At 58.7% G+C, this 15326-nt stretch carries 14 protein-coding genes; 5 read left to right on the top strand and 9 right to left on the bottom strand.

Features of this window, described 5'->3' with window-relative positions:
• Positions 1–147: 147 nt before the first annotated feature.
• A complete protein-coding gene (locus PseuLF5_RS07290; protein ID WP_322376418.1) occupies positions 148–1629 on the top strand; it encodes an APC family permease in 1482 nt (493 codons plus the stop codon).
• A 44-nt stretch (positions 1630–1673) separates the two neighbouring features.
• Here PseuLF5_RS07290 and PseuLF5_RS07285 read toward each other — a convergent pair whose 3' ends face one another.
• Together PseuLF5_RS07285 and PseuLF5_RS07280 are read right to left on the bottom strand one after the other, a co-directional pair.
• Complete coding sequence (locus PseuLF5_RS07285; RefSeq protein WP_123464979.1) at positions 1674–2306, bottom strand: RloB family protein; 633 nt, start codon at positions 2304–2306, stop codon at positions 1674–1676.
• Complete coding sequence (locus tag PseuLF5_RS07280) at positions 2303–3556, bottom strand: AAA family ATPase (protein ID WP_340133292.1); 1254 nt, start codon at positions 3554–3556, stop codon at positions 2303–2305. Before PseuLF5_RS07280 ends, PseuLF5_RS07285 begins: the two co-directional genes overlap by 4 nt.
• Before the next feature lie 300 nt (positions 3557–3856).
• Between PseuLF5_RS07280 and PseuLF5_RS07275 the strand changes: the two genes are divergently transcribed.
• Positions 3857–4369, top strand: coding sequence for a BRO-N domain-containing protein (locus tag PseuLF5_RS07275; RefSeq protein WP_340133291.1), 513 nt, complete (start codon positions 3857–3859; stop codon positions 4367–4369).
• A 50-nt stretch (positions 4370–4419) separates the two neighbouring features.
• Here PseuLF5_RS07275 and PseuLF5_RS07270 read toward each other — a convergent pair whose 3' ends face one another.
• Complete coding sequence (locus PseuLF5_RS07270) at positions 4420–4605, bottom strand: hypothetical protein (protein WP_123464975.1); 186 nt, start codon at positions 4603–4605, stop codon at positions 4420–4422.
• A 403-nt stretch (positions 4606–5008) separates the two neighbouring features.
• Between PseuLF5_RS07270 and PseuLF5_RS07265 the strand changes: the two genes are divergently transcribed.
• Positions 5009–6637, top strand: a complete 1629-nt coding sequence (locus PseuLF5_RS07265) for a glucan biosynthesis protein D (RefSeq protein WP_322376415.1) — start codon at positions 5009–5011, stop codon at positions 6635–6637.
• Between the two features lie 202 nt (positions 6638–6839).
• On the opposite strand, the gene PseuLF5_RS07260 is transcribed toward PseuLF5_RS07265, so the two are convergent.
• The 3 genes from PseuLF5_RS07260 to PseuLF5_RS07250 all read right to left on the bottom strand — a co-directional run bounded on the left by PseuLF5_RS07260 (position 6840) and on the right by PseuLF5_RS07250 (position 10510).
• The gene (locus PseuLF5_RS07260; protein ID WP_123464971.1) at positions 6840–7946 is read right to left on the bottom strand and encodes an NADH:flavin oxidoreductase/NADH oxidase; all 1107 of its coding nucleotides are present in this window, start codon (positions 7944–7946) and stop codon (positions 6840–6842) included.
• A 256-nt stretch (positions 7947–8202) separates the two neighbouring features.
• Complete coding sequence (recJ, locus tag PseuLF5_RS07255; RefSeq protein ID WP_123464969.1) at positions 8203–9912, bottom strand: single-stranded-DNA-specific exonuclease RecJ; 1710 nt, start codon at positions 9910–9912, stop codon at positions 8203–8205.
• 55 nt (positions 9913–9967) lie between these two features.
• Entirely contained in the window at positions 9968–10510 is a 543-nt protein-coding gene (locus PseuLF5_RS07250) for a YaeQ family protein (RefSeq protein ID WP_340133290.1), read from the bottom strand.
• A 146-nt stretch (positions 10511–10656) separates the two neighbouring features.
• On the opposite strand from PseuLF5_RS07250, the gene PseuLF5_RS07245 reads away from it, so the two are divergent.
• On the top strand, positions 10657–11856 hold the full coding sequence (locus PseuLF5_RS07245; protein ID WP_340133289.1) for a CaiB/BaiF CoA transferase family protein: 1200 nt from the start codon (positions 10657–10659) through the stop codon (positions 11854–11856).
• A complete protein-coding gene (locus PseuLF5_RS07240) occupies positions 11804–12763 on the top strand; it encodes a TIGR02285 family protein (RefSeq protein WP_411353413.1) in 960 nt (319 codons plus the stop codon). The genes PseuLF5_RS07245 and PseuLF5_RS07240 overlap by 53 nt, the downstream gene beginning before the upstream one ends.
• Before the next feature lie 175 nt (positions 12764–12938).
• Here the strand turns inward: PseuLF5_RS07240 and PseuLF5_RS07235 are convergent, their stop codons facing one another.
• From PseuLF5_RS07235 to PseuLF5_RS07225, 3 genes are all read right to left on the bottom strand, one after another.
• Positions 12939–13220, bottom strand: coding sequence for a DUF3509 domain-containing protein (locus PseuLF5_RS07235; protein WP_123464963.1), 282 nt, complete (start codon positions 13218–13220; stop codon positions 12939–12941).
• 167 nt (positions 13221–13387) lie between these two features.
• Positions 13388–13792, bottom strand: a complete 405-nt coding sequence (locus PseuLF5_RS07230; protein ID WP_340133288.1) for a response regulator — start codon at positions 13790–13792, stop codon at positions 13388–13390.
• A 118-nt stretch (positions 13793–13910) separates the two neighbouring features.
• Positions 13911–15284: a transporter substrate-binding domain-containing protein gene (locus PseuLF5_RS07225; protein ID WP_186745045.1), complete on the bottom strand. Its 1374-nt coding sequence runs from the start codon at positions 15282–15284 to the stop codon at positions 13911–13913.
• Positions 15285–15326 lie beyond the last annotated feature (42 nt).

Raw genomic sequence — 15326 nt, 5'->3', positions numbered from 1 at the left:
GCGTCACCCCGGCTTCAAGGCAGAAACCGGCTCTGCGCACCACCAGGATTCAACACCTGACAATAACTACCGACCCGGGCGGCGCTCGCAAAGCCCCGCCACGGCCTCGGCCATCCGAAATCTGCCGATTTCACGGAGCAAACACACATGAGTGCCTCACCCGATCTCGCCGCCGTTGCCGACAGCGATGCCGAACAACTGCGCCAGCTGGGCTACACCTCGAACTTCAACCGCAGCATGAGCCTGTGGGAAAACTTCGCTTTGGGCTTCACTTATCTGTCACCGGTTGTAGGGGTTTATACCCTGTTCGGCCTGTGCCTCGCCGCCGGCGGCCCACCGATGTTCTGGGCTTACTTGCTGGTCGGTTGCGGCCAGTTACTGGTGTGCCTGATCTTCGGCGAAGTGGTTTCGCAGTTCCCGATTTCCGGTGGCGTTTACCCTTGGGCGCGCCGTTTAGTGGGCAAGAAATGGGCGTGGATGGTCGGCTGGATCTACTCCATCGCCCTGTGTGTAACCATCGCCGCCGTGGCCGTCGGTGCCGGCCCGTACCTGGCGGCAATGATGGGTTTTGAGCCAAGCAATAACACCAACATCGTCATCGCTCTGGTGCTGACCCTGTTCGCCACGCTGGTCAATCTGAGCGGCACCAAAGCACTGGCGCGGATCGCCATGTTCGGCTTCCTCTGCGAACTGGTCGGCGCAGTGATCGTCGGCGTTTACCTGCTGATCTTCGAACGTCACCAACCGCTGAGCGTACTGTTCAACACCTTCGACATCAGCGTCGACGGCTCGTACCTGCCGGCATTCCTCACCGCTTCGCTGGCGGGGATGTTCCTGTACTACGGCTTCGAGGCCTGTGGCGACGTCGCCGAAGAAACCCCGAACCCCAGCGCAAAAATCCCGGTGGCGATGCGCATGACCATCTACATCGGCGGCATCGCGGCGATGTTCGCCTGCCTCGCGCTGATCCTCGCCGTGCCGGACATGCAAGCAGTGATCAACGGCACCGACAAGGACCCGGTCACCACCATCCTCAACAACGCCTTCGGCCCAATCGGCTCGAAAGTGGTGATGGGCGTGGTGATGATTTCCTTCATCTCCTGCGTCATCAGCCTGCAGGCCGCCGCGAGCCGTCTGCTGTACTCCTACGCTCGCGACGAAATGGTCATCGGCAGCCGCCTGCTGAAGAAGATTTCTCCTACGACTCAAGTGCCGGTTGCCGCGCTGTTCGTGTCCGGCGTCCTGCCCGCGCTGATTATCGCCCTCGGCTTCTTCCTGCAAGACGCCGTGGCCACCATCGTCAGCTTCGCCGCCATCGGCATCTACCTCGCGTTCCAGATGATCGTCCTGGCCGCGCTGTACGCCCGCAGCAAAGGCTGGAAACCGAGCGGCAAATTCACCCTCGGCGCCTGGGGCTGGCCGGTGAACATCGGCGCGCTGGTGTACGGCGTCGGCGCGATCATCAACATGGCCTGGCCACGTACGCCGGATGCGGCGTGGTACGTGAACTATGCGATGGTGTTGAGCACCGCGATCGTGATTGGCTTGGGGCTGGTTTATATGTGGATTGGCAAGCCGTATGACCATGGCAAGGCGCCGGCTGGGGATGCTTGGAAGGTGAGTCGCTAGAGAGAAGTAACCTGCCCGCAGTAATGCGGGCACGGTTTGTGATGCTAGATCAGTTGAGGCTTTGAAAGGGTTTCGAACTCATCGATCAATAAGTGAATTTCAGTGCTTGGGTTGTGTTCGCCACTGAGGGCGACATCCTCAAGAACTTTGGGGGCCAGCGCTCTTGCCTGCTGAAATGGCTTTCCGAGTAGTTGAGCGAAGTAGCTGACGTCTTTGCCTTTCTGATAGTCAGCCATGCTGGGTTTTGCTCTGAGGCTCTTGGCCACCAAATCAGCTGGAGAGTTTTTTCCGACTGTGCTGAACGGTTTTCGGCTGTAGCCAAAGTGCAGTAGCAGCCAAAACTCGAAGCACGGATAAGATGCGATGACTTGGATTTTTGGATAAGACTTCGCCGCATTCAACGCTCGCTCGAAGCACACGTGGGTGTCTCGATCCAAAACACAGAACACCTTATCGAAGCTTTTTTGCCTTACGACTGCTCGCTCAACAATGCCGCTTGGATGTGTAACACCGCAGTGGACGATCTCAACCTGAGCCTTGGCCCGAAAGTAAAACGCGGCTTCCTCCAGATAACGTTTCCCTGACTTACTGTCTTCACACAACACCAGCACCTTAGGCTGCGGTTTGAAGCGGGGAGCCTTGCGATCAAACGATTTGAACGAACTCACTACCCTCACCCCCGCCTTATCAGCGGCAGCCCGCGATAACGCCCTTCGAAGTAACGCTTCTCGACATCCTCGCTTTCCCGGCCTCCAAAATCGTGTACGGAAAACAGGCTCGTGGCGCCATGCGCATCACGCTCTGTAATCCAGAACTGGTCACGCCGCAGAATCTTTTCATTCATCAGATGGGTATCGTGTGTCGTGAAAATCAGTTGGGTATCCAAGCCACTGTCCAGATGCTTTGCGATCAAGTCAGCGACGATTTCGGGATGAAGACTGCTATTCAGTTCGTCGACACAGAGGATCCCACTGCCACCAGCCTGATTCATCATGAACCAGGGCAACCAGAAACCAATCAGGTTCTTGGTTCCGCAAGACTCCTCCGAGAAGTCGAACTGCGCATCGCCTGAAATGCTGGAGTGCGTGAGGGTCAGTTTGTCCTTTTGAGCCGCCGCGAAGAACTCCTTCAAGGTCAGTTTTCTGTTGCTCAAGTCTGCAGAAGCGTCATCCGGGTCGAGCTGTATCGCAGACACAGGAATATCCAGCGCACTGAGAAAATCGCGCAGGTTGCTCGTATGATTTTTGACCATTTGCAGAAAGCGAATCGAGGCTGTGGATAAGCCAAGCATGTTGTTCTGTTCTATGACTAGCAGTCCGGTTTGAAACCAATTAAATGGAGTGCGCAGTTGACTCAACTCTTCGCTGCTATGAGTAACGGCTTGTGCAATAAACAGCATCGTCGGACTGGTCAATCGGCGCCAGGCGCAATGCACTTCCTTGCCGCCCTCAAGGGTTTTACCAAACAGGTAATGCTCACCTTCAGCATCAAACCGGCGGTCATAAAGCAGTGTTTCCTTACCTTTCGGGTAAGCAGTCAGTTGTTCCTGAACAATCCTCTGTGCAGTCAACCCGAGGACAAACCGATAGCGCAGTCCGCCCTGAATAAAGTCGTACTCAAAGACACTGGGCGCATCGCTCAGAGTGCCATCAAATCGAAAAGGTGAAACGGGCAGTGCTTCGTCATTTGAACCATGAGGTGTCGCTAGCAAGCGTCCGACGATGCCCATTGCGCGGATCAGTGAAGACTTTCCGGAGGCGTTCGGACCGTAAATAGCTGCAACCTTCAACAGCTCCGGAAGCTTTTCTGCGCTCGTGGAGGCTTTGAACGTATTGCGCGTTTTGCTCAGACGAGGGCTCGCCGCCATGGACAGGGTTTGCCTGTCCCGAAATGAGCGGTAATTGGATACCGAGAATTCGATCAACATGGAGAAAACCTGCAGTTCATTGCTTGGGTTTCCATGAATAAACGAAAAAACAGGCTTCAGATGCAGACAGACTGCAACGAGTGCAAAAACAGGCATTTCCTACAGACATAGCCTTCCTGAAAAAAACCCGTTTCCTACAGTTTTTGTCGATAGAGCAGACTTGGCGCGTAGAACACACGGCAGATAGTCTTCTTTCCGGCTGTGAAATCAGCAGCCCGGTGTCGAAGCCGGAACAAAATCAACATGGCGCAACCGCGCTCATTTGAGTGGCGGCTCTATTCTCAATATTGGAGTCGACAAATGCCTAAACACGTCCAGAGTCTTTCTGAAAGTTCTGATTTCTTCACCACCACAATCTTCACCCGCCACAACCGTTTCCTCCACGCCTTCATGCAAGACCACGAAGCCTGGTTCTGCGTGCAAGATCTCGGTCGCTTGATGGGTTACCCCCTGAACGAACGCCTCACCCTGAAACTCGATCCCGACCAACGTCGCCATGTCCTCCTACGTCGGGACGGCGAAATCGTCGATTGCGCGATGGTCAGCGAGTCCGGCCTGTTTGCCCTGCTCGTCCATCACTTCGTCCCGGAAAACCGTCACCTGCGCCAATGGCTGAGCCATGAAGTCATCCCGATGCTGCGCGAAACCCAATCAAGCCCTGTGGAAAACCACCCGAGCCTGAGCTCAATGCATTGGGCAGGCGTCACGGTGCCGTTGCTGCACTGGCAACAGCAGGCGTGGGTCAAATGGCGGGATGTGCCGGAGTTGATGCACGGCCAGCGGCCGTATCCAGTACTGGGAACGTGTAGCTGATCCAAATAAAAAAGGGGCGGACCTTTCAGTCCGCCCCTGTTTATTTCCACTCAAAACCGCGAAACACTCCGCATCGCATCCACCAGATAGCGCATCGCAATCCGATCCCCTTCTGATAGCTCTCGATAACGCTCCACCAGTTTCAGTTCGTCGGAGCTCAACCGACGTCTTTTGCGGCCGCTGCCGAGGCAGGGAAAGATGCCCAACATTTCGGTGATGCCTTGTATTTTTGCCATGGACGATGTCCTTCTCTAATACGTCAAAGAACTGCTAAACCACCACATCGCCCTGCCCCTTACAGCAGTGTCGTGTGCCTCACCGGTTCTTCTGGTCACACCGGTCATGCCCATAGAATAGAAATTAAATCGGCGCTGAAAAGCAGTTTTTAGAGTAATTAGTCGAAAAAAGCAGATATGCCGTGTAAATCAGAACGCCCTGTCAGACTTTTAACCGACATGTCTTGTTTCATTGACACACTGGCGTAGTGAATCAACGAATTTTGCTCGGCGAGCGAACCGTTTAAGCTAGCCGGCATCTGTTTATAGTCCGTTGCGTTTGGCCGAAGGCTTGTCCGAACCGTTATTTCTGATCCAGCACGTGCCAGGAAAGGCGCGGGATTGCACACGACAGGTTGTATTTATGCACCGCAGGAATTTGCTCAAAGCGTCCATGGCCATTGCGGCTTACACCGGTCTTTCGGCCACCGGCCTGCTGGCCACCCGTGCGTGGGCGGCCAATGGCGGCGCCGCCGATGGCGAGGCGCAGGCGTTCGACTTCGAAGCGCTGAAGCGCCAGGCCAAGCAACTGGCCGGCAACGCTTATCAGGACACCAAACAGGTGCTGCCGCCGACACTGGCGACCATGACCCCGCAAAACTTCAACGCGATCCGCTACGACGGCGACCATTCGTTGTGGAAAGAGAACAAGGGTCAGTTGGACGTGCAGTTCTTCCACGTCGGCATGGGTTTCCGTCAGCCGGTGCGCATGTACAGCGTCGATCCCAAGACCCGTACCGCCCGCGAGGTGCATTTCCGTCCGACACTGTTCAACTACGAGAACACCTCGGTCGACACCCAGCAGCTCAAGGGCGACCTGGGTTTTGCCGGTTTCAAACTGTTCAAGGCCCCGGAACTGGATCGCCATGACGTGGTGTCGTTCCTCGGCGCCAGCTATTTCCGTGCGGTGGATGCGACTGGCCAATATGGCCTCTCCGCTCGCGGCCTGGCGATCGACACTTACGCCAAGAAGCGCGAAGAATTCCCTGACTTCACCAAATTCTGGTTCGAGACGCCGGATCAGAACGCCACGCGTTTTGTGGTCTACGCGCTGCTCGATTCGCCGAGTGCGACCGGCGCCTACCGCTTCGACATCGACTGCCAGGCCGAACGCGTGGTGATGGAAGTCGACGCCCACATCAACGCGCGCACCGCCATCGAACAACTGGGCATTTCACCGATGACCAGCATGTTCAGTTGCGGCACTCACGAACGCCGCATGTGCGACACCATCCACCCGCAAATCCACGACTCCGATCGCCTGGCGATGTGGCGCGGCAACGGCGAGTGGATCTGCCGCCCGCTGAACAACCCGGCGACCCTGCAGTTCAACGCTTTTGCCGACAAGGATCCGAAAGGCTTCGGTCTGGTGCAGACCGACCATGAGTTCGCCAACTATCAGGACACCGTCGACTGGTACAGCAAGCGCCCAAGCCTGTGGGTCGAACCGACCACAGCATGGGGCGAAGGCTCTATTGATCTGCTGGAAATTCCTACAACCGGCGAAACCATGGACAACATCGTCGCGTTCTGGACGCCGAAGAAACCGGTGGCGGCCGGCGACTCGCTGAATTACGGCTACAAGCTCTACTGGAGCGCACTGCCGCCGGTCGGCACGCCATTGGCGCGGGTGCATGCAACCCGTTCCGGCATGGGCGGCTTCACTGAAGGCTGGGCACCGGGCGAGCACTACCCGCCGGTGTGGGCCCGCCGTTTTGCCGTGGACTTCACTGGCGGCGGTCTCGAGCGCTTGCCGCAGGGCACCGGGATCGAACCGGTAGTCACGTGCTCGAACGGCAAGGTGCAGGATTTCAGCGTGCTGGTGCTGGATGACATCAAGGGTTACCGGATCCTGTTCGACTGGTACCCGACCAATGACAGCGTGGAGCCGGTGGAACTGCGTTTGTTCATTCGCACCAATGACCGCACGCTGAGCGAGACCTGGTTGTACCAGTACTTCCCGCCGGCGCCAGACAAGCGCAAGTACCCTTGATGATTTGAGGCGCCTGCACGGGCCTCATCGCTGGCAAGCCAGCTCCCACAGTGATGGGTGTTGATCACAGATTTTGCGTACGCCACCAAATCTGTGGGAGCTGGCTTGCCAGCGATGGCGGCAGCATCGCAGCGAAAGACAAACAGACAAAACAAAGCCCCGGCCATCACTGACCGGGGCTTTTTGCTTTATTGCGACTCACTCAATCGCGCAAGTCTGACTCGTGAATCGGCTGATCACGATGAGTGGCGCGCTGATATTGCGCCGGCCACACCGCTTTGCGCCCGCCCAGATCATCGTCGGCGTGCAGCGGCCAGTACGGATCACGCAGCAGCTCACGGGCGAGGAAGATGATGTCGGCCTGACAGGTGCGCAGAATGTGCTCGGCCTGCGCCGGCTCGGTAATCATGCCCACGGTGCCGGTGGCGATGCCTGATTCCTTGCGTACGCGTTCGGCGAAGCGCGTCTGATAACCCGGCCCCACTGGAATCTCGGCATTCGCTGCGGTGCCACCCGAAGACACATCAATGAGATCCGCGCCAAGCGTGTGCAGCCGTCGCGCCAGCTCCACGGTTTCATCCGGGTTCCAGCCATCCTCCACCCAATCGGTCGCCGAGACACGGACAAACACTGGCAGTTCTTCCGGCCATACGGCCCTCACCGCCTCGGTGACTTGCAGCACCAAGCGAATGCGGTTTTCAAACGAACCACCATATTGATCGCGGCGCTGATTGCTCAGTGGCGAAAGAAACTGATGCAATAGATAACCGTGCGCGGCATGCACCTCAACCACACTGAAACCCGCCGTCAACGCTCGTTTGGCAGCCTCGACAAAGGCCTGAATGACATCAGCGATCTGCCCTTCATCCAGCTGTTTCGGTTGCGTGTGTTGCGGGTCGAAAGCAATCGGCGAAGGCCCGACCGGGGTCCAGCCGCCATCATCGGGTTTGACGCTGCCATGCTTGCCGATCCACGGCCGATGGGTGCTGGCCTTGCGCCCGGCATGGGCCAGTTGGATGCCGGCGACCGCGCCTTGGGACGTAATAAATCGGGTAATGCGTTGCAGCGGTGCAATCTGTTCGTCGTTCCACAGACCGAGGTCTTCAGCGGTAATCCGCCCGTCGGCGGTGACCGCCGTGGCTTCGGTGAAGACCAGGCCGGCGCCGCCAACGGCGCGACTGCCGAGGTGCACCAGATGCCAGTCGTTGGCCAGGCCGTCGACGCTGGAATACTGGCACATCGGCGACACGGCGATGCGATTGGGCAGGGTCAGTTGGCGAAGGGTGAAGGGTTCAAGCAGCAGACTCATGGGGCACCTCTCGAATCAGTGGGCAGGCTCCAGGGTTCTGTTTGAATAGTCGACGAGTGACAGGAAAAAGGTACAACACCCGCCCCCGCGGGCAAAACATTCGACAAGACGTCACAAGGCCAATCAAGCAGTGCTTAGAGCCTAGTCGACAACTGAGGAGGAGGCAGGGTTCAGAGTAATTCTGTGTGTGAAAGTCGGCCTTCGCGAGCAAGCCCGCTCCTACACCAGCTGGGAGCGGGCTTGCTCGCGAATGGCGTCAGCGCGGTTCGATGTGGGCAATCATCAGTTGCACGGTCTCGTTGCCACGAAACTCGTTGACGTCGAGCTTGTAGGCCAGTTCAACCCATTGAATGGTCGGATTCGGCCAGACATCGCGGTCGATACCAAAGGCAATGCCGTCGAGCTTCACCGAACCGCACTCGCTTTTCAGCACAACTTTCAGATGCCGCTCACCCACCACACGCTGCTCGACCAGCTGAAATACGCCGTGGAACAGCGGCTCCGGGAAGTGCTGGCCCCAAGGCCCGGCATGGCGCAAGGCACGGGCCAGTTCGAGGTGGAATTCCTCAACCGCCAGTGTTCCGTCCGACAGCATGCGCCCGGTCAGGTCTTCTTCGCGAAGTTGCCGACGCACTTCAGCATCGAATGCCTCGGCGAACAGCGCAAAATTCTCCTGTGGCAAGGTCAGGCCGGCCGCCATGGCGTGACCACCGTATTTGGCAATCAGGTTCGGATGCTGCGCCGCCACCACGCTCAGGGCGTCGCGAATATGGAAGCCCTGCACAGAACGCCCGGAGCCCTTGAGCAGACCGTCACCGGCATCAGCGAAGGCAATGGTCGGACGGAAATAACGCTCTTTCATCCGCGACGCGAGAATACCGATGACGCCCTGGTGCCACTCGGGATCGAACAGGCACAGACCGAACGGCATCGACTCCACCGGCAAGTCCTTGAGTTGGGCCAGCGCCTCGCGCTGCATGCCCTGCTCGATGGATTTGCGATCCTGGTTCATGCCGTCCAGTTGCGCGGCCATTTCCCGAGCGCGGTTGGCGTCGGCGGTCAGCAGGCATTCGATACCCAGACTCATGTCGTCCAGGCGCCCCGCCGCGTTCAGGCGCGGGCCGACGATAAAACCGAGGTCGGTGGACGTAATACGTGCAGCGTCGCGCTTGGCCACTTCAAGGATCGCCTTGATCCCCGGCCGTGCGCGCCCGGCGCGAATCCGCTCCAGGCCCTGATGCACCAGAATCCGGTTGTTGGCATCCAGCGGCACCACGTCGGCAACGCTGCCCAGCGCCACCAGATCGAGCAGTTCGCCGATATTCGGTTGTGGTTGGCTCTCGTACCAGCCGAGGCTGCGCAGGCGCGCACGCAAGGCCATCAGGACATAGAAAATCACGCCCACGCCGGCCAGCGCCTTGCTCGGAAATTCGCAGCCCGGCTGGTTCGGGTTGACCAGCGCATCGGCCTGCGGCAGTTCATCGCCGGGCAAGTGGTGGTCAGTGATCAAGACCTTGAGCCCGGCCTTTTTCGCAGCGGCCACGCCTTCGACACTGGAGATGCCGTTGTCGACGGTAATCAGCAACTGCGGCTCGCGGGTCAGGGCGACTTCGACGATTTCCGGGGTCAGGCCATAGCCGTATTCGAAGCGGTTCGGCACCAGATAATCGACATGCGCCGCGCCCAACAGGCGCAACCCGAGCATGCCCACGGTACTGGCGGTCGCACCGTCCGCATCGAAGTCGCCAACGATCAGAATGCGCTGGCGCTGCTCCAGTGCCGTCACCAGCAAGTCGACCGCCGCATCAATGCCCTTGAGTTGCTGGAACGGGATCAAGCGCGCCAGGCTCTTATCCAGTTCGGCCTCGGACTGCACGCCCCGCGCGGCGTACAGGCGGGTCAACAGCGGTGGAATATCACCGAGAAAAGGCAGAGTGGCGGGCAGCTGACGAGGTTCGATACGCATGGGGTGACAGAAACTTCTCTTGAATACGTGGGTTTAATCCGGTGGCGGCGCAGGATCAGCCGCGCTCACCTTGCAGCCATTGCAACTGGACTTCGTGCTGACCACGGTCGTCGGTGACGAAGATCGTCCCTTCGCTGATCATCACGTCCCACTTGATGACGCGGGGCATGTCCTTGGCCAGGGTCTCCAGCACCTCTTGCGGCACGGCGGCGATGTTGACGTTTTTCAGGTTCTTGATCGCCGGGATCACCTTGGTTTCCCAGACGCGCAGGCTGCCGTACGCCAGCAGGCTGGTGCGTTCGGTGCGACGCGAGCACCAGGTCAGACGATCGGCATCCGGCTGGCCGACTTCGATCCAGTGCAGGACACGGTCGTCCAGGCTCTTTTCCCACAACGCAGGTTCATCCACGTCCGACAGACCACGACCGAACGACAACTGCTCGTTGTACCAGAGGGCGTAGGCCAGCAGCCGCACGGTCATGCGCTCTTCGGTCTCCGAAGGGTGACGGGCGATGGTCTGCTTGACGCTCTCGTAGATGTTGCGGTCGAGGTCGGTGAGGTTCAGTTCAAACTTGTACGTGGTCGAAGGCTGGGCCATGAACGGGCTTCTTGATACGAGGAAAGTCGGCAAGTCTAACCGATGCGGTAGGCAATCATCGAATTGATGGCGATCAAGCTGCGGCGTCTGACAGCCGGCTATGTTAAAACGCTGTATCTGCTCAGCCTTGTCCTACAGGATTCTGTATGCCGTTCGCCAACAAACCGCTCAGCGGTGTGAGAGTCATTGAATTGGGTACGTTGATTGCCGGGCCGTTTGCCTCGCGCATTTGCGGCGAATTCGGCGCCGACGTGATCAAGATCGAGTCGCCGGACGGCGGTGATCCCTTGCGCAAATGGCGCAAGTTGTACGAAGGCACGTCGCTGTGGTGGTTCGTGCAGGCGCGCAATAAAAAGTCGCTGACGCTGAACCTCAAGCATCCCGACGGCCTGGCCATCCTGAAGAAATTGCTCGGCGAAGCCGACATTCTCATCGAGAATTTCCGCCCCGGCGTTCTGGAGAAACTGGGGCTGGGTTGGGAAACCCTGCACGCGCTGAACCCGAAACTGGTGATGGTGCGCCTCTCGGGTTTCGGTCAGACCGGACCGATGAAGGATCAGCCGGGGTTCGGCGCAGTCGGTGAGTCCATGGGCGGGTTGCGCTACATCACCGGTTTCGAGGACCGGCCACCGGTGCGCACCGGGATTTCCATCGGCGATTCGATTGCCGCGCTGTGGGGTGTGATCGGCGCACTGATGGCGCTGCGTCATCGCGAGGTCAACGGTGGCCTCGGCCAGGTGGTTGATGTGGCGCTATATGAAGCGATCTTCGCCATGATGGAAAGCATGGTCCCGGAGTTCGATGTGTTCGGTTTCATCCGTGAGCGCACCGGCAACATCATGCCGGGCATTACACCGTCGTCGATTCACACCAGTGCCGACGGCAAGCATGTGCAGATCGGCGCCAACGGCGATGCCATTTTCAAGCGCTTCATGATGATCATTGGCCGGGACGATCTGGCCAATGACCCGTCACTGGCGAGCAACGACGGACGCGACAATCGTCGCGACGAGTTGTATGGGGTGATCGATCGCTGGGTCAATTCGTTACCGCTGCAAACGGTGCTCGACCTGCTCAATCAGGCCGAGGTGCCCGCGAGCCGGATCTTCAGCGCCGAAGACATGTTCAACGATCCGCAGTACCTGGCGCGGGAAATGTTCCTGCACGCCAAGCTGCCGGACGGCAAGGACTTCAAGATGCCGGGCATCGTGCCGAAACTCTCTGAGACACCGGGCTCTTCCGAATGGGTCGGGCCACAGCTCGGTGAACACAACGCGCAGGTACTCCACGACCTTGGCTACGACGAGCAACAGATCGCCCGGTTGCGCGAAGACGGAGCCATTTAAGCTGAAACGCCAGCAGACATCTGAGGCCAACCGCGCCCATCACTGGTGGACGTGGCGCCTGTTCGGCCTGCTGTTTCTGCTGGCCGTGTCGACCGCAGCGCAGGCCAAACCGACGCTGATCTGGTTGTTGCGCGACCTGCCGCCCCTGACGATATTAGAAGGCCCGAAAAAGGACCAGGGCGTGATCGATCAATTGATGCCGCTGCTGATCGCCGGCCTGCCGCAATACGAACACACGCTGATGCGGGTCAATCGCGCCCGTGGCCTGCAGATGCTGCACGAAAACCCTTTTGCCTGTGACCCCGCGCTGTTGTGGAACAAGGACCGCGCGCAATGGGTCGTGTATTCGATCCCGGCGATACGCGTGGTGAGCAATGGTCTGGTGGTTCGTCAGCAAGACCGTTCGCTGCTCGAACCCTATCTGGTGGGCGGCGAGGTCGACCTGTCGGCGCTGTTGGCCGCCACCGACAGAAAGGTCGGCGTGGTCGCTGAACGCAGCTACGGCGAGTTCATCGACAACATACTCCATCAAGCCCACAGCGGTGCGCTGACCCCCCATTACGGTAACGAGGCGCTGAGCAATCTGCTGTCGATGCAGCGTCTGGGCCGATTGCAGGTGGTGCTGGGTTACTGGCCGGAAATCCGCTATCAGGCGAAACAGGCGAAGATCGCCGAGGACGATCTGGCGTTCTACCCCATCCAGGGCACCGGGAAATATCTCTCGGGTTACGTCGCCTGTTCCGACACGACTCAGGGACGTCAGGCGATCAGTGAAATCAACCAACTGTTGCGCACCCTGCCCCACGCGCATCTGAATCAGCTCTACGCGGCGTGGCTCGATCCCGAGCGACAGGCTGATTATCTGGAGCAGGCCCGTGTCTTTTTCGAGCAGCAGGCGACCCATTAGGCAAACGCCGGACAAAAGAAACCCCGAGAAGTGGGGAGACGACTCGGGGTTAAACGTGGTCTACAAAGGACCCGTAGCAGCAAGCGACAAGCACCGGAGCACAATGCTTGATCCTGCTGTTATGGGGTCTGACTGACAGGGATGCAGGAAGGTTCCCACAAAAAATATTTCATCTTCAGAGTGCCGGACGCTTGTCCAGTGCTGCGTTGCGCAATGCCGCGATGACACAGGGTTCCAGGCGCCCTTCGGCGATCAGAACGTCACGGTGCAGACCATCGACCACATCCGTCAGCAGGCGCTTGTCGCTCAACTGCGCCTGATTGAATTCGCGTTCCACCACAATTGCGCCGTTGCTGTTCTTCAAGGTCACCCGGCATTCGCCACGGGCGCCGCTTGCAGACAACGAAACCTGATACGGGCTCAGAGCCTCACCGAGCAATAGACTGATACTTTCCATCTCGATCTCCACTCAATAGTCCGAAAACATTGTGTCTGGGGCATGTCCACAGTAAATGACCACCGGCCCGAGAAGAAAGTTCTGCCTGCCGGTTGCTCCATCCCTGGAAGCGTTACCGGTCTGTCAGAGCATGCACGGTGAAGATGACAGAAAAATAACCGTACGCTTCAGGCCCGCGCCGCCATGGGCGCGAGCAGATAACGGTCCAGCAAACCTCTCATCAGCACCGCCGAGACCGGTGTTTGCAGGCACCCCAGCATTCGCAGGCGATGCTCGCACAGCAAGCGTTCAAGATCGCCCAACACACTCGATGCGACCGCCCCCAGCAGGATCAAAGCCCGAGCTTGATCCTGTTGCGCCAGATGATGGATCAGGGCCAGGCCATCGCCACCCTTGAGCTGCGGATCGCAGATGGCGATATCGACCGCGCCGCGATGCCCCAGGGAACACAAGGCCGATGCCAGCGACGGCGCGGTCAGAACGTCATAGATGCCGATGACGTTGAGCATTTGATGCAACGCCATCAGTTGAAACGGATTGGGTTCAAGAATCAGGATTTTAAGCGAGCGCATAGGCGACCTCTAAAGCGACAATCGCGGACTCTCACCGCAGTTGTCGTTCACTCTAGGGCAGTCGTCTTAAGCCTCCCATCGGAAAAGTAGTCGCGTCCTATAGGACATTTCCTAATCCTCAGTGCGGACATCGGCATCCGCTTTCCGTCCTACGCTGGGTGATATCGGTCCAGCCGCCCAACAGACCGCGCAACTGGCCGTCGGCACTGTAGAACGGCACAGTCCACTGATAGACCTCACGCGGGCCATTTTTGAATTGCAATTGCCGTTTGCTGAAACGTGACTTGCGCGTGCGCAATTGCACCATGAACTCGTCGTGCAGCATCGAGGCCGTCGCTTCGGGCAACGCATCGACTTCGAACAGCAAGCGGCCCTGCACTTGATCCTGGCGAACCGAAAGCGCTTCTTCATAGCTGCGGTTGCACATGATCAGACGCCCTTGCAGATCGCGGACGAACATCGGGTCAGGCATGGAGTCGATCAGCGCGTGTTGAAACGCCAGTTGATCGCCCAGATCCTTCTCGGCCTCGCGGCGCAACTTGATCACCGCCGTCAGGCGCCGGTTCCACACCAGCGACAACAGACCGAAAATACTCCACCCGCCCATCACCCAGCAGCCCCATTCGATCATCCGCTGCCAGATCGACTGCTCCGGGACAGGTGCAACGCCCTCCAGCCATTTCAGGCGAATGGCCCGTAACTCGGTCGCGGGAAACGCCTCAAGTGCCTTATTGAGAATACTCAGTAGCTCCGGCATGCCCTTGCGCACCGCCAGATGATCAGCTTCCCACTTGCCTTCCAGCAGCCCGCCCACCCTGAGCAATCCCAAGGGATAGAGCTGCGCCCCGATTTCATTTTCGATGGTGGCATAGGCTTCGCCGCTCTCGACCAGTGCGCGGGCTTCGGCGTACGTCTTGACCGAACGCACTGTGATCAGCGGGAAATCACGCCGAATCAGGTCTTCCAGAGCATGCCGGGCCGGCAGCACAACGACACGTCCGGCCAACTGCTCGAACGATTCCACCCGCGGCGCGCCGATGTGGCCGACGAACACCCAGCCTGCGCCACCGAAGGCATGGCTGAAATCCAGAAACACCTTGCGCTCGTCGCTCATGGCCAACGTCGTGCTGATGTCCGCCGCCCCGCTCTCCAGTCGCTCAAGCAGGTGGTCGGTGGAGAACGACTCCTGATGCACAAACTGCAGCCCGGTCATCGCACTGACGCGTTTGAGCACGTCGTTGTTCAAACCGCTCCATTGCCCGTGTTCATCCTGAAACAGGTACAACGGATATTGCACCGATGCCACCGTTACCCGAGGGTTTTCGTGAATCCATTGGCGCTCGCGGGCATCCAGTTCCACAGGTTGAACATTGAATGCCGCGACCTCTTCGTGCAGCGCCAACTGCGCCGCCAGACTGCAACGCATCAACCCCAGTAATCCAAACAACAACATCCAGCCCAGTGCCGGTTTCAAACCTCTATAAAACAGCATTGCCACTTCCTTCGTGATCGACTCACCCGTCCTTCGTGGGTG

Origin of the sequence: Pseudomonas sp. LF-5 (genome assembly GCF_037626295.1) — a bacterium.
GTDB lineage: Bacteria > Pseudomonadota > Gammaproteobacteria > Pseudomonadales > Pseudomonadaceae > Aquipseudomonas > Aquipseudomonas monsensis.
This window is presented reverse-complemented; position numbering and strand designations above follow the sequence as displayed.